Annotated in this window: 15 protein-coding genes; 1 reads left to right on the top strand and 14 read right to left on the bottom strand. The window is 69.4% G+C overall.

The genetic code is table 11. The annotated features are described in order from the left end of the window. Window positions 1–41: 41 nt before the first annotated feature. The 6 genes from AB0J78_RS12460 to rpsB all read right to left on the bottom strand — a co-directional run bounded on the left by AB0J78_RS12460 (window position 42) and on the right by rpsB (window position 5,145). Window positions 42–773: a class I SAM-dependent methyltransferase gene (locus tag AB0J78_RS12460; RefSeq protein ID WP_363789025.1), complete on the bottom strand. Its 732-nt coding sequence runs from the start codon at window positions 771–773 to the stop codon at window positions 42–44. After that, window positions 773–1,621 carry a phosphatidate cytidylyltransferase gene (locus AB0J78_RS12455; protein ID WP_363789024.1) on the bottom strand — a complete coding sequence of 283 codons (849 nt, stop codon included), beginning with the start codon at window positions 1,619–1,621 and terminating at the stop codon, window positions 773–775. The genes AB0J78_RS12460 and AB0J78_RS12455 overlap by 1 nt, the downstream gene beginning before the upstream one ends. Before the next feature lie 36 nt (window positions 1,622–1,657). Beyond that, complete coding sequence (frr, locus tag AB0J78_RS12450; protein ID WP_132620852.1) at window positions 1,658–2,215, bottom strand: ribosome recycling factor; 558 nt, start codon at window positions 2,213–2,215, stop codon at window positions 1,658–1,660. A 101-nt stretch (window positions 2,216–2,316) separates the two neighbouring features. After that, on the bottom strand, window positions 2,317–3,066 hold the full coding sequence (gene pyrH / locus AB0J78_RS12445) for a UMP kinase (protein ID WP_132677784.1): 750 nt from the start codon (window positions 3,064–3,066) through the stop codon (window positions 2,317–2,319). Between the two features lie 248 nt (window positions 3,067–3,314). After that, on the bottom strand, window positions 3,315–4,130 hold the full coding sequence (gene tsf, locus AB0J78_RS12440; RefSeq protein WP_363789023.1) for a translation elongation factor Ts: 816 nt from the start codon (window positions 4,128–4,130) through the stop codon (window positions 3,315–3,317). A gap of 190 nt (window positions 4,131–4,320) precedes the next feature. Beyond that, entirely contained in the window at window positions 4,321–5,145 is an 825-nt protein-coding gene (gene rpsB, locus AB0J78_RS12435; RefSeq protein ID WP_132620855.1) for a 30S ribosomal protein S2, read from the bottom strand. 375 nt (window positions 5,146–5,520) lie between these two features. Here rpsB and AB0J78_RS12430 point away from each other — a divergent pair, with 375 nt between their 5' ends. Further along, complete coding sequence (locus AB0J78_RS12430) at window positions 5,521–6,042, top strand: M23 family metallopeptidase (protein WP_363789022.1); 522 nt, start codon at window positions 5,521–5,523, stop codon at window positions 6,040–6,042. Between the two features lie 8 nt (window positions 6,043–6,050). Here the strand turns inward: AB0J78_RS12430 and whiG are convergent, their stop codons facing one another. The 8 genes from whiG to lepB all read right to left on the bottom strand — a co-directional run bounded on the left by whiG (window position 6,051) and on the right by lepB (window position 13,560). Further along, window positions 6,051–7,001, bottom strand: a complete 951-nt coding sequence (whiG, locus tag AB0J78_RS12425) for an RNA polymerase sigma factor WhiG (RefSeq protein WP_363789021.1) — start codon at window positions 6,999–7,001, stop codon at window positions 6,051–6,053. Then, the gene (locus tag AB0J78_RS12420) at window positions 6,976–7,950 is read right to left on the bottom strand and encodes a tyrosine recombinase XerC (RefSeq protein WP_363789020.1); all 975 of its coding nucleotides are present in this window, start codon (window positions 7,948–7,950) and stop codon (window positions 6,976–6,978) included. The genes whiG and AB0J78_RS12420 overlap by 26 nt, the downstream gene beginning before the upstream one ends. A gap of 212 nt (window positions 7,951–8,162) precedes the next feature. Further along, window positions 8,163–9,323, bottom strand: coding sequence for a DNA-processing protein DprA (gene dprA / locus AB0J78_RS12415; RefSeq protein WP_363789019.1), 1,161 nt, complete (start codon window positions 9,321–9,323; stop codon window positions 8,163–8,165). Next, window positions 9,323–10,834 carry a YifB family Mg chelatase-like AAA ATPase gene (locus tag AB0J78_RS12410; RefSeq protein ID WP_363789018.1) on the bottom strand — a complete coding sequence of 504 codons (1,512 nt, stop codon included), beginning with the start codon at window positions 10,832–10,834 and terminating at the stop codon, window positions 9,323–9,325. The genes dprA and AB0J78_RS12410 overlap by 1 nt, the downstream gene beginning before the upstream one ends. A gap of 1 nt (window position 10,835) precedes the next feature. Further along, window positions 10,836–11,237, bottom strand: coding sequence for a YraN family protein (locus AB0J78_RS12405; protein WP_363789017.1), 402 nt, complete (start codon window positions 11,235–11,237; stop codon window positions 10,836–10,838). A 300-nt stretch (window positions 11,238–11,537) separates the two neighbouring features. Continuing rightward, complete coding sequence (locus tag AB0J78_RS12400; protein ID WP_132627485.1) at window positions 11,538–11,861, bottom strand: DUF2469 domain-containing protein; 324 nt, start codon at window positions 11,859–11,861, stop codon at window positions 11,538–11,540. A 33-nt stretch (window positions 11,862–11,894) separates the two neighbouring features. Further along, the gene (locus tag AB0J78_RS12395; RefSeq protein ID WP_363789016.1) at window positions 11,895–12,647 is read right to left on the bottom strand and encodes a ribonuclease HII; all 753 of its coding nucleotides are present in this window, start codon (window positions 12,645–12,647) and stop codon (window positions 11,895–11,897) included. Window positions 12,648–12,654: 7 nt separating this feature from the next. Next, complete coding sequence (gene lepB, locus AB0J78_RS12390) at window positions 12,655–13,560, bottom strand: signal peptidase I (RefSeq protein WP_363789015.1); 906 nt, start codon at window positions 13,558–13,560, stop codon at window positions 12,655–12,657. Between the last annotated feature and the right edge of the window lie 142 nt (window positions 13,561–13,702).

Here is a 13,702-nt window from a genome sequence, read left to right as displayed (position 1 = left end):
CGATTCGTCCGGACGGTTCAGACCAAAACCGCCCAGGGCACTCAAGGCGCGAGCAAGCCCGCGGGTTTGGTGCGGGTTCGGAGGCGGTAGGTGACCGGGATGGTCCTGCCCGGCGACTCAGCCGCAGCCCGGGCCGCCGTCTTGGCGGAGAACTCGATGCGCAGGACCGCCTCCAACGTCCGACGATCGTGGAAGCGCCAGAGCGTGGGCACCGTCGTGCTGGTGAAGTGGTGGCGGGTGAAGAACGACTCGATCTTCCCCGGATCGATCTGCGGGGCGTCGGCGCGCATCCAGTCGCCGTAGGGCGGGCTCGCCGTGTCCAGGTCGACGATCGCGATCGTGCCGCCCGGACGTAGCACCCGCTCCGCCTCGGCCAGGCCCGCCTCGCAGCCCGGCCCGAAGAAGTACGCCGTGCGCGCGTGCAGCAGATCAACGCTGCCGTCGGCCAGCGGGAGGCGCTGGGCGGGAGCGACCCGGACGTCCACGCCCGGCGTGCCCGACATGCGGGCGCGAGCGCGTTCGGCCAGCGGCTCGTGCGGTTCGACTCCGATCACCGAACGGGCCGTGGCGGCGAAAACGGGCAGGTGGAAGCCGTCGCCGCAGCCCACGTCGACCACGTCCAGACCGGCCCAGTCGCGCTCGGCGCGCAACGCCTTCCACAACGCCCCCACCGAGTCCTGGGCGTGGTTCTCCGCCTCGTAGACCTCGGGCCAGTTCCAGATGTTCGGGCTCGGCGTGACCTCCGGAGCCTGCTTCTCCCGCCAGGTCCGCATCAGCTGGGGATGAGCCAGAACAGCATCATCCACGCCAGCGGTGCCGACGGGAGCAGCGAATCCATCCGGTCCATCAGGCCACCGTGGCCGGGCAGCAGGTTGCCCATGTCCTTGATGCCCAGGTCGCGCTTGATCACCGACTCCATCAGGTCGCCGACCGTCGCGCTGCACACCAGCGCGGCGCCGACCAGCACGCCCATCCACCACTGGCCGTCGAGCAGCAACCACACCGACAGCGCTCCGGCCAGGACGCCACCGACCAGCGACCCGCCGAAGCCCTCCCAGGATTTCTTCGGGCTGATCACAGGCGCCATCGGGTGCTTGCCGAACAGCACGCCGAACGCGTACCCACCGGTGTCCGAGGCGACCACGCAGATCAGGAACACCAGCGCCCGGAACGCACCGTCCTCCGGGCGCACCAGCATCGCGGCGAACGCCGTGAACAGCGGCACGTAGGCGGCGGTGAACACCGAGGCGGTCACGTCGCGCAAGTATCCGTCGATGCCGTTGCGGAACCGCCAGACCAGGCAGCCCAGCACGGTGATCGCGAACGAGATCAGGATGCCGCGCAGCCCGAACGGCCAGGACAGCCACATCATGGCCTGCCCGCCGACCAGCACCGGGACTAACGAGACCCGGATGCCCGCCGCGCGTCGCACGGCCTGTGCCAGTTCGATGGTCGACACCAGGGCAGCCGCGGCGGCGATGCCGATGAACACGAATCGCACCATCAGCAACGAGAGAATGACGGCCGCCCCGAGCACGACCCCGACGCCGATGGCGGCGCGGAGGTCACGACCGGCCCGGGATGGACGCGAAGGCGGGTCCGGAACGTCGTCGGCCGACATTCCGGACTCGTCTGCACACTGGCCGGGCGTCACCACTCAGACCTCGAGGAGTTCCGCTTCCTTGTGCTTGAGCAAGTCGTCGACCTGACCGGTGTAGCGGTGGGTCAGGTTGTCGAGTTCCTTCTCCGCACGCGAACCCTCGTCCTCGCCGGCTTCGCCGTCCTTGACGATGCGCTCGATCTCTTCCTTCACCTTCCGGCGGATGCCGCGGATGGTGACCCGGCCTTCCTCGCCCTTGGTCTTGGCGAGCTTGACCATCTCCTTGCGGCGTTCCTCGGTCATCTGCGGGATCGCGACGCGGATCAGCTGGCCGTCGTTGGACGGGTTGACCCCGAGGTCGGAGTCGCGGATCGCCTTCTCCATCGCCTGGATCTGGCTGCCGTCGTAAGGCTTGATGACGACCAGCCGAGCCTCCGGGACGGAGACGCTGGCGAGCTGGTTCAGCGGCGTCGGCGATCCGTAGTAGTCGACGACGATGCCGGAGAACATCGCGGGGTTCGCGCGACCGGTGCGGACGGAGGCCAGCTCATCCTTGGCCACCTCCACAGCCTTTTGCATCTTCTCCTCGCCTTCGAGAAGAGCTTCGTCGATCACGGCTGCTCCTTAAGTCTGCCGACCAGTGGACTTTGCAAGTGTTGCGCGTCGCTCGGCTCGCCTCCCAGGCGGCCCCGCGACCAGATCAGGATCCAGCACCATCAAAGCTGCTCGGTGCCCGGGGTGCTGACCAGCGTTCCGATCTTCTCACCGCCGACCGCCCGGGCGATGTTTCCTTCCTCCAGGAGGTTGAACACCAGGATCGGCATGTCGTTGTCCATGCACAGGCTGAACGCCGTGGCGTCGGCGACCTTCAGTCCGCGTTCCAGCACTTCGCGGTGAGTGATGTGCTCGAACAGCTTCGCGTCCGGCGTGGTCTTGGGATCGGCCGTGTAAACGCCGTCGACGGCCTTGGCCATCAGCACGACCTCGCAGCCGATCTCCAGCGCCCGCTGCGCGGCGGTGGTGTCGGTGGAGAAGTACGGCATGCCGGTGCCGGCGCCGAAGATGACCACGCGGCCCTTCTCCATGTGCCGCATCGCGCGCCGCGGGATGTAGGGCTCGGCGACCTGACCCATGGTGATCGCGGTCATCACCCTGGTGTCGATCCCGTGCTCGCGTTCCAGGAAGTCCTGCAGGGCCAGGCAGTTCATCACCGTGCCCAGCATCGCCATGTAGTCGCCGCGCGCGCGGTCCATGCCGCGCTGCTGCAGCTCCGCACCGCGGAAGAAGTTCCCACCGCCGATCACGATGGCCACCTCGACCCCGTCGGCGACGATCTCGCCGATCTGGCGGGCCACGGTGGCGACCACTTCGGGATCGATTCCGACGCTGCCGCCGCCGAACATCTCGCCGCCGAGCTTGAGCAGCACGCGACCGTAACCACGCTTCGCCGGGCCGTCGTCGGTCACTTGAAATCCTCCCGCGAGGTCTTGAGTGTGCACTTCGTCAACTGATGTGCGGGTTGTGAACCGGTTACCCGCCTCGTGAGCGACCGATACCCGGCGCGGCACCGCGACCGCGGAACCGCCCTTACCTTGCAAAAGCGCCCCGCCTCGAACAACGAAGGCGGGGCGCCGTGCCGTCTTCCACGGCCGCCGGGGCCGGTGCGCCGGCCGAACCCCGAGGGGGTGCGGCCGGCAGCCGCCGCGGCGCGGGATCAGGCCTGTCCGACCTCGAACCGGACGAACCCGGTCACGGTCACACCGGCCTCGTCCAGCAGGGCCTTGACGGTCTTCTTGTTGTCCTGCACGGACGGCTGGTCCAGCAGGCAGTTCTCCTTGAAGAAGCCGTTGAGGCGACCCTCGATGATCTTCGGGATGGCCTTCTCCGGCTTGCCCTCCTCCTTGGCGGTCTCCTCGGCGATCCGGCGCTCGTTGGCCTGGATGTCCTCGGGGACCTCGTCGCGGGAGAGGTAGGTCGGCTTGAGCGCGGCGACCTGCATCGCGGCACCGCGAGCGGCGTCCGCGTCGTCACCGGTGTACTCGACCAGCACGCCGACCGCCGGGGGCAGGTCCGCGGAGCGGCGGTGCAGGTAGGTGGCCACCTGACCGTCGAACTTCTGGACCCGGCGCAGCTCCAGCTTCTCGCCGATCTTGGCGGAGAGCTCCTGCACGGCGTCGGCCACGGTCTTGTCGTCCAGCTTCGCGGCCAGCGCGGAGTCGACGTCGGTCGCACCCGCGGCGGCGGCCGCTGCAACGACCTTGTTGGCCAGCTCGATGAACTCGTCGTTCTTGGCGACGAAGTCCGTCTCGCTGTTGATCTCGATCAGCACGCCGCCCTCGGCGGCGACCAGGCCCTCGGCAGTGGCGCGCTCGGCGCGCTTGCCCACGTCCTTGGCACCCTTGATGCGCAGGCTCTCGACAGCCTTGTCGAAGTCGCCCTCGTTCTCCTCAAGAGCCTTCTTGCAGTCCATCATGCCGGCGCCGGTCAGCTCGCGAAGACGCTTGACGTCGGCCGCACTGAAGTTCGCCATCGTGCGTAGTCCGTCCCTGTTGATACGGAGGTGGAAGATCTTTTGCGAATGCTCGACCCGGCACCGCGCGATGCGCCGCGATCAACGGCCGTGCTCTCGGCCCGGCGTGGGTCGGTTGCCAGTGTGACTGGCGGGAAGCCTGATCGCGCTGCGCACCCGCTGAACTTCGGCGGGTGCGCAGCGCGAGTGATCAGGACTGCGCGGGCTGCTGCTCGCCACCCTCGGTGGCCTGGCCGGAACCGGCCAGCAGTTCCTTCTCCCACTCGGCCAGCGGCTCGCCGCCGGCCGGCTTCTCCTCGCCACCCTCGGAGGCGCCGTTGTTGCGGCCGCTGCGGGCCATCAGGCCCTCGGCAACACCATCGGCGACAACGCGGGTCAGCAGCGCGGCGGAGCGGATCGCGTCGTCGTTGCCCGGGATCGGGTAGTCCACCTCGTCCGGGTCGCAGTTGGTGTCCAGGATCGCGACAACCGGGATGCCCAGCTTGCGAGCCTCACCAACGGCGATGTGCTCCTTCTTGGTGTCCACGATCCACACGGCGCTGGGCACCTTGGACATGTCGCGGATACCGCCGAGCGTCTTCTCCAGCTTGTCCTTCTCGCGGGTCAGCATCAAGATCTCCTTCTTGGTGCGACCCTCGAAGCCACCGGTCTGCTCCATGGTCTCGAGTTCCTTGAGACGCTGCAGACGGCGGTGAACGGTCTGGAAGTTGGTGAGCATGCCGCCCAGCCAGCGCTGGTTGACGTACGGCATGCCGACCCGCAGAGCCTGCTCGGAGATCGCTTCCTGCGCCTGCTTCTTGGTGCCGACGAACAGGATCGTGCCCCCGTGGGCGACGGTCTGCTTGATGAAGTCGAACGCACCATCGATGTAGGTCAGCGTCTGCTGCAGGTCGATGATGTAGATGCCGTTGCGCTCGGTGAAGATGTAGCGCTTCATCTTCGGGTTCCACCGACGGGTCTGGTGCCCGAAGTGCACGCCGCTGTCGAGCAGCTGCTTCATGGTGACGACGGCCATGGCCTGTGTTCACCTCTTGAGTCGGGCGCGCCCATCACCGGGCGCGCGTTTGAGTTGCCGCGACGAGCCGGGTGACTCGCCGCCCTGGTGCCCGGCCCAGATCCCCCACCCACCCCCCCTGGAACAGGGGCGGGACCGCGAAGGACCCGGTGGCCTGCCGACAGGGACCCGGAAGATTCCGGAACCACCTGAGCGGCGGCCTACGCGCGGGCACGCGTAGTCGGTTCGCGCGGACACGAAACCGCGTGAACAGTGTACTGGACGCGCAACCCACCACCCGACCGCGCACCAGCAGTTGTCCACAGCGGTCCGGTTTGTCCACAGATTCGCCGTAGCTCCTGGTCATCGCCGACTCGGGCGGGCCACGTTGGATCCATGCGAATCCTGATCGCGATCCTCTCCGGGGCCGCCCTGGCCTGCTCCGCCGCCCTCACCGCGGCGGCCGCCCCACCGGCATCGCCGGCACGGTCCGCCGAGCCGAGCTCAGCCGCGGGTTTCGGCTGGCCGCTGGCCCCGCCACCCGCGGTAGCACGGCCGTTCGAGGCGCCCGATTCGGCGTTCGGCCCGGGACATCGCGGAGTCGACCTGGTCGGCGAGGCCGGACAGCCGGTGCTGGCCGCCGCCGACGGAGTCGTGGTGCACGCAGGCTGGCTGGTCGACCGCGAGGTGGTGTCGGTCGAGCACGCAGGAGGACTGCGCACCAGTTACGAACCGGTCGCCCCGGACGTCACCGCGGGCGACCGGGTCGCGCGGGGTCAGGTGATCGGCCACCTGGAACCCGGCCATCCCGGCTGCGCGGCCCGCGCCTGCCTGCACTGGGGCCTGCGGGACGGCGAGCGATACCGGGATCCACTGGACCTGATCGCACCCGGCCGCGTGCGGCTGCTGCCCTGGTGACGCGGCGATCAGCCGGGTTCGGTCAGCTTCGTGCGCAGGCGCAGGACCGCTCGGGTGTGCAGCTGGCAGACGCGGGATTCGGTGACGCCCAGGACCCGGCCGATCTCGGCGAGGGTGAGGTTCTCGAAGTAGTAGAGGGTCACCACGACCCGGTCCCGCTCGCTGAGCCGCTCGACGGCCTCGGCGAGCTGGCGGCGGCTGTCGCGATCGACCAGGGCCGCCACCGGGTCCTCGGCGCGGTCGTCCGGCAGCGTCTCGGCCAGCGACGCCTGCGCGTGGCCGGCGCCGATCAGGTCGTCCAGCGCGACGACGCTGGTCATCTGCAGCTGCGCGAACAGCTCGCGCAGCTCTTCGAGGGACAGTTCGAGCTCTTGGGCGAGTTCCGCGTCCGTGGCCGTGCGCTGGAGCTTGGCCTCCAGGCGTTCCAGCGCCCGTTCCACGTCGCGCGCGCGGCTGCGCACCGAGCGCGGCACCCAGTCCTGGGCGCGCAGGTCGTCGAGGATCGCACCCCGGATGCGCTGCATCGCGTAGGTCTCGAACTTCAGCCCGCGCTCGGGCTCGAACTTCTCGATCGCGTCGACCAGGCCGAATATCCCGGACTGGATCAGGTCGGAGATCTCCACGTGCGAGGGCAGGCCGGTGCCCACACGTCCGGCGACGTACTTGACCAGCGGCGCGTAGTGCAGCACCAGCCGGTCGCGCAGCTCCTGGGTCGGCCGTTCCCCGAACGCCTGCCACAGCGCGACGATGCCTGCTTCGACCTCGTCGCCGCTGCGCTGGCCGTTGGTTCCCCACGCCGACTCGACGGTGGCCAGCGCGAGCGCACCGGGCAGCTTCGGCCGGTGTCCGTTGGCCGCACCGTTCTGGTCGCGGGCGCTCACCGGTGCCGAGTTCGATCTCGCGGCCACCGTGTTGGCGCCGCCCCCGGCATGGTCAGGAACGGGGGTGGGTTCGGTCATGGATCGCCTTCAGCCGTTCAACGGTCACGTGGGTGTAAAGCTGGGTCGTTGCGAGCGTAGCGTGACCAAGCAACTCCTGAACGCTACGGAGGTCTGCGCCACCTTCCAACAAATGGGTCGCAGCCGAGTGCCGAAGTCCGTGCGGCCCGAGATCGGGCGCTCCGCCGACCGCGCCGACGGCGTCGTGCACCGTCCGCCGCGCTGTCCTGGGATCGAGGCGTCCACCCCGGACTCCCAGGAACAACGCTGAGTTTGACGGGTCATGCAGCAGTTTAGGCCGCCCGCTGTGGAGCCAACGACCGAGTGCCGCATCGGCGGGCAGGCCGAACGGCACAGCGCGCTCCTTGTCGCCCTTGCCGATGACGCGAAGCACACGTCTTTCACGGTCCACATCGCCGACGTCCAGTCCGCACAGTTCGGCCACCCGAACACCGGTGGCGTACAGCACTTCCACGACCGCGTGATCACGGAGAGCAACCGGATCGCCCTGCTCGGCGCCGGATGCCGAAGCGCTCATCGCCTCGCCGGCCTGGTCAGCGCGCAGGACCGGCGGCAGCCTGCGCGGACGCGAGGGAACGGCCAGCCTCGGGCCGGGATCGGTGGGAAGCAGACCGGTTTTGAACGCCCACGCCGTGAACGCGCGCGCGGACGCCGTCCTGCGGGCCAGCGTCGATCTGCTGACACCCGCGCTGTGCTGGGTGGACAGCCATTCCCGCAACACCGACAGGTCGAGTCCCCGCACCCCGGCGTCGCCCGCGACCCCGGCCAGATGGGACAGCAGCGAGACGACGTCGGTCACGTATCCGCGCACGGTGTGCGCGGAGAGCCCGCGTTCGAGTTCGAGGTGCCGTTCGAAGGAGTCCACAGCGGAGCGCAGCTCTTCAGGCAGCCCGGCCCGAACCTCGCGGAGGTCGGGTCGGCTCGCTCGCGCGGGACGTCCACCGGTCATGCCCTCGACGCTCGTCGCAATCGATTCGTCGGTCAAGCATCGCCACGCGAATTGCCCTGTTTCAGAACTCACGTTGCGAAATCATGCCATTACGTGTTGTCACGAAAATCGCTGTGCAGGACGGCTGTCCGCTACCGAACACGCAGATCGGAGTCGGTTTCCCCTTCCATTCTTCGGAATTTCTTTCACTTACCTTTCCTCCATCTTTCTCCTCAGCTCGTGATCGCAATCCACCCGCTTTCCGTCCGTTTCGCGAAACCATCGAGTTCCAGCTCGACGAGCACGGCCCGCACGCGCCCCAGCGGCAGCCCGCAGTCACGGGCGAGCTCCTCGTTCCCGGCCGACTCCACGCCCCTCAGCGCGTCGTGAACCCGCCTCGCGTCGGGGTGCAGCCGGTCCGTGGCGCGCGACCGGGCCGCGACCTCCTCCGCCGGGCTCACCCCCAGCGGGCTGAGCAGCTCGACGACCTCCTCGGTGCGGGTGACCAGCACCGCCTGTCCCGAGCGCACCATCGCGTGGCAACCGACCGAGTTCTGCGAGGTGACCGGTCCCGGCACCGCCAGCACCGGACGCCCCAGCAGATCCGCGGTGTTGGCGGTGTTGGCCGCACCGCTGCGCGCACCCGCCTCCACCACGACGGTCGCCCGGCCCATCGCCGCGATCAGCCGGTTGCGCACCAGGAACCGGTGCTTGCGCGGTGGCGTCCCCGGCGGGTACTCGCTGATCACCGCGCCCTGGTCGGCGATGGCGCGCAGCAACCTGCCGTGCCCGGCCGGGTAGTCCACGTCCGCACCGCAGGCCAGGAACGCCACCGTGCGCCCACCGGCCGACAGCGCGCCCCGGTGTGCCGCACCGTCGATGCCGTAGGCCGCACCTGAGACCACCGTGAACCCCGCCGCGGACAGGTCGTGGCCGAACTCCGCCGCCACGTGCTCGCCGTACCCGGACGCCGCGCGAGCGCCCACCACGGCCACCGCGCGCTCGGTGCACTCCGCCGGCTCAGCCCGCCCGCGCACCCACAGCGCGAGCGGCTCGGCCATGTCCGGCAGCTCCATCTCGCGTGCGCCGGTGAGCTCGGAGAACGCCTCGCACGGCCAATCCGGCCGCTCCGGGATGAACAGCCGGAGCCCCGCCGCCTCGCCCGCCCGCAGCAGCCGCTCGCCCGACACGGCATCGCGCCTCGCCTCCACCTCCGCCAGCACCGCTTCCGGCGCCCGCCGCCGCACGATCGCGTCCACGGCACCCCGCGCACCGCGTTCGGCGACGAAGCGCACCAGGGCCCGTGCCGGTGGCTCGGCCACCGCCGACAGGAAAGCCCTGGCCTGCAGCAGTTCCTGCCTGGTCTTCTCGCTCAGCGAAGCCCACGCACCCATCACACCGCCCTCCTGTCCCGGAACTCCAGTGCGGCGGCGACGTGATCCGCCGTCGGCCAAGGACTCGCGTCGAGATCCGCCAGCGTCCACGCCACCCGCAAGCACCGGTCGGCTCCGCGCGCGGTGATCGCTCCCGCCTCCAACCCACGTTCCAGCAGCGCCGTCGTCTGCTCGGGAAGCGCGAACTCCTTGCGCAAGACCGGCCCTGGGACCTCCGTGTTGGTGTGCCAGCCGTGATCGGCCCACCGCTCCCGCGCCATCGTCCGCGCCCGCTCGACCCGCTCGCGCACCACCGCCGTGCTCTCCGGCTCGGTGCCCGCGCCCGTGCTCATCGCCGAGATCGGCCGAGTGCGCACTCGCAGGTCCACCCGGTCCAGCAACGGACCGGACAGCTTGCCCAGGTAACGCCGCCGCGCCTGCGGAGCGCACTGGCAGTCCAGCTCGCGAGGCGGCGCGCAGGGGCACGGGTTCGTGGCCAGCACCAGCTGGAACCGCGCCGGGTAGCGCAGCGTCCCGTCACGACGGGCCAGCCTGATCTCTCCTTCCTCCAGAGCCGTGCGCAACGCCTCCAGCCGCTTCGGTCCGAGCTCGCACGCCTCGTCCAGCAGCAAGATCCCCCGGTGCGCCCGGCTGACGGCTCCCGGCCTGGCCAGCCCCGTGCCGCCGCCGATGAGCGCCGGGATCGACAGCGACGGGTGCGGGGCCACGAAGGGCGGTCTGCGCACCAGGAACTCGGTGGACTCCTCGCTCAGCGACCGCAGGGCCGTGACCTCCAGGGATTCGGGAACGGTCAGTTCGGGGAGCAGCCCGCACAGCCGCTTGGCCAGCATCGTCTTGCCGGTTCCCGGCGGCCCCACCATGAGCAGGTGGTGGCCACCGGCGGCGGCGACCTCCAGCGCCCAGCGCGCTTCCGGCTGACCGAGCACATCGGACAGGTCCGGCACGTCCTCGCTCCCCGGCTCGATCACCGGCGGCGGGTCCTCGCGCAGCTCCGCCAACTCGCGCAGCCAAGCGATCACCTCCCGCAGGTGCTCGGCGCCGAGGATCTCGATGCCGTCCACCAGGTGCGCCTCGCCCAAGCCCTCCACCGGCACCACAGCGCGCCGCACACCCGACCGGCGAGCGGCCAGCAACGCGGGCAGCAGCCCTCGCACCCCGCGCAGCCGACCGTCCAGGGCGAGCTCGCCGAACAGCACCGTGCCCCGCAGCCGGTGCGGCGGCACCTGCTCGCTGGCGGCCAGCACCGCGCAGGCCAGCGCCAGGTCGTAGGACGTTCCGCCCTTGGGCAGGGCGGCCGGCGACAGCGCGAGCGTGATGACCCGGTCCGTCGGCCACTCCTCCCGGCAGTTCTGGATGGCCGCGCACACCCTGTTCTTGGCCTCCTTCAGCGCGCTGTCGGGCAGGCCGATCAGCTGCACGGAAGGAAGCCCGGAACGCACGTCGGCCTCGATCTCCACCAGCACGCCGTCGACCCCGAACAGGGCGACGGCCCACGTCTTGCGCAGCGCCATCTCAGAACACCCCCGCGAGGTGCTCGACGCGCGCGGTCTCGCCCGGTGGCCACAGCACCGAGACGACGTCGAAGCGGACCCGGCAACCGACCAGGTCGCGCTCGGAGAGCCACGCCCTGGCCACACCCCGCACCCGGGCGATCTTGTCCGGGCCGATGGCGTGCAACGGGCCGCCGTAGTCCACCCCCGATCGCGCTTTGACCTCGCAGAACACCACGACGTCCCCATCGGTGGCGACGATGTCGAGCTCACCGCGCGAGCATCGCCAGTTGCGGTCCAGCACGATCAGCCCGCTCCGCTCCAGGAGCTCGGCGGCCATCCGCTCGCCCACCCTGCCCAGCTCGTGCCTGCGCCCGCCCGCCAGGTGATCGGACAGCGGCGCGGTGATCTTCTCGGTGCCCACGGGAACCTCCTCGGGAATCGAATCGACGATTCCCGTTCCGGAGGGGTGAAAACTGCTCAGCACCAACCATTCCGGGAACGGGATGAACTCCACGTTGCCCATCCCGAGCTGAAATGCCAAACAGATTTCCGAATCTGTGGATGAATTGATCCCCTGTGGACAATCAGTGCTACACCTACGTGTGGTGGATTTCGTGCATCCGGGTATTCGTGAATCACGCTCGATCGCACTGCGCGCACGAAAGAGCCCGGACGGTCGATTTCGACCGTCCGGGCGTCTGCGACGTGTTCCGGGTTCCCCCTACGACCCGAAAGGCCCGTTCTCCGGCAACCGGAGATCGGGCTTGTCCAGCTCCTCGACGTTGACGTCCTTGAACGTGATCACCCGAACGTTCTTGACGAACCTCGCCGGGCGATACATGTCCCAGACCCAGGCGTCGGACATCGACACCTCGAAGTAGACCTCCGAGTCGGAGTTGCGCACCTGCACGTCCACCGCGTTGGCCAGGTAGAAGCGCCGTTCGGTCTCCACGACGTAGGTGAACTGACCGACGATGTCGCGATACTCCTTGTAGAGCTGCAGCTCCATCTCGGTCTCGTACTTTTCGAGATCCTCGGCGCTCATCGGTGTGCGAGCCCTTCTGCGTTTCCGTTCGGACTACAAGGCCTCATTGTCCACCACTTCCCCCTTCGAAGCATCGAACAAACCGGGCTTGCTGGTCACAGCGCGCGGCGAGCGCATCCCGTGCTTCGCCGCAGCGGCCACCACGTTGGCGTAGGACCAGCGGTGCTGGTCGCACGGCCCGTGCTCGGTCATGCGCGCCGAGTGCAGCGGTGTGCTGTAGCCCTTGTGCTCGTCGAAGGCGTACGCCGGGAAAAGCTCGTGCAGCTCACCGGCCATCAACCTGTCCCGGGTGACCTTCGCCAGCACCGATGCCGCCGCCACGCACGCCGCGACCAGGTCGCCCTTGACGACCGCGACGCTCGGGGTCGCCAGGCCCTGCACCTTGAAGCCGTCGGTGAGCACGTAGCCGGGATGCTCGGTCAGCTGCGCCACCGAACGGCGCATGCCCTCCAGGTTGGCGACGTGAATGCCCAGCGCATCCACGTCCTCGGCCGGGATCACCACGGTCGAGCAGCTCAGCGCGCGGGACGTGATGCGGTCGTAGAGCCGCTCGCGGTCCGCCTCGGTCAGCACCTTCGAGTCGGTCAGGCCGTCGAAGCGCTTCGCATCACCCGGCTTGAGCACGCACGCGGCGACCACCAGCGGCCCGGCGCACGCGCCGCGCCCGGCCTCGTCCACACCGGCGACCGGGCCCAGCCCTCGGCGATCCAGGGCGCTCTGCAGGGCCCAGTTGCCGCTGCTGCGCCGGATCACCGACCGGGGTGGCCGGAAGTCCGTCACCGTCACTTCGATGTCACTCCGACTGCCGTCGATTGCTCACTGCACCGACGAGCCTACGACCCATCCAGACCGTGGGGAACGCCGCGGCGAAACCCACGCCCAGCGGCAGCCCGCCCTGCCAGGCCGGCGCACCCAGCGCCGTCGACTGCGGGTTGGGCTCCGGGATGCTCTGCCAGCGGGTCGGCGGCAGCACGATGACCTGCGCCTTGCCGATAACGTTGTCCACCGGGACGGCGCCGTTGGTCCCGCCACCGCCCTGAACGCGGGAGTCGGAGGAGTCGTTGCGGTTGTCACCCATCACCCACAGGTGCCCAGCGGGAACGGTGACCGGCGCGAACTCGTCCTGGCCGATGCCGCGGCCCGGCTCCCAGTACACGTAGGGCTCGTTGAGCGGCTTGCCGTCCACCAGGACCCGGTTCTGCGGGTCGCAGCACTCGACGGTCTGGCCGCCGACGGCGATGACGCGCTTGACGAAGTCCTTCTCGTCCGGTGCGCCGAAGCCCAGCAGCGCGACCGCGCCTTGGAAGAAGCCCGCGACCGGGTTGGTGGACTCCTCGGCGGTGAACTCGTTCTGCACCCACGGCTGCGGACCGCGGAAGACCACGACGTCACCGGGCTCGGGTTCGGAGAACTGGTAGGAGACCTTGTCGACCAGCACCCGGTCGTTGTTGCAACCGGTGCAGCCGTGCAGCGTCTGCTCCATCGACTGGGACGGGATCACGTACACCCGGGCCAGGAACGCCTGGATGAGCACCGTGAGCACCAGGGCGGTCACGATCAGGATGGGCAACTCCACCCAGAAGGAAGACTTCTTCTTGCCCTTCGTCTTCGGGTGTTGAGTCCCCCCGCCTGGAGCACCCTCGCGGTGCTCCGAGTCCTGGGGGTCTTCCGCTGATCCGCTGCGCATGACGTCGGCCACTCGGCCAGGCTACTTGAACCGGCTCAGGGTCCATCGCGCTCCCCCAGCGCGGCGGACCGGGAAGCCCGCCCGTTTCCGCCTCGATGACGTGCGATTTCCCGGAACATCCCGTTCCGCGGTCAGCGTCGGCACTCGCTGGGCC

It is taken from the genome of Saccharopolyspora sp. NPDC049426, from assembly GCF_040676935.1.
Taxonomy (GTDB): domain Bacteria; phylum Actinomycetota; class Actinomycetes; order Mycobacteriales; family Pseudonocardiaceae; genus Saccharopolyspora.
The sequence above is the reverse complement of the archived record's forward strand: the minus strand, read 5'-3'. Positions and strand labels throughout refer to the sequence as shown.

Coding starts and splice junctions, on each gene's coding strand:
- AB0J78_RS12460 (WP_363789025.1), bottom strand. CDS start 773: ATGCGGACCTGGCGGGAGAAGCAGGCTCCGGAGGTCACGCCGAGCCCG.
- AB0J78_RS12455 (WP_363789024.1), bottom strand. CDS start 1,621: ATGTCGGCCGACGACGTTCCGGACCCGCCTTCGCGTCCATCCCGGGCC.
- tsf (WP_363789023.1), bottom strand. CDS start 4,130: ATGGCGAACTTCAGTGCGGCCGACGTCAAGCGTCTTCGCGAGCTGACC.
- rpsB (WP_132620855.1), bottom strand. CDS start 5,145: ATGGCCGTCGTCACCATGAAGCAGCTGCTCGACAGCGGCGTGCACTTC.
- AB0J78_RS12430 (WP_363789022.1), top strand. CDS start 5,521: ATGCGAATCCTGATCGCGATCCTCTCCGGGGCCGCCCTGGCCTGCTCC.
- whiG (WP_363789021.1), bottom strand. CDS start 7,001: ATGACCGAACCCACCCCCGTTCCTGACCATGCCGGGGGCGGCGCCAAC.
- AB0J78_RS12420 (WP_363789020.1), bottom strand. CDS start 7,950: ATGACCGGTGGACGTCCCGCGCGAGCGAGCCGACCCGACCTCCGCGAG.
- dprA (WP_363789019.1), bottom strand. CDS start 9,323: ATGGGTGCGTGGGCTTCGCTGAGCGAGAAGACCAGGCAGGAACTGCTG.
- AB0J78_RS12410 (WP_363789018.1), bottom strand. CDS start 10,834: ATGGCGCTGCGCAAGACGTGGGCCGTCGCCCTGTTCGGGGTCGACGGC.
- AB0J78_RS12400 (WP_132627485.1), bottom strand. CDS start 11,861: ATGAGCGCCGAGGATCTCGAAAAGTACGAGACCGAGATGGAGCTGCAG.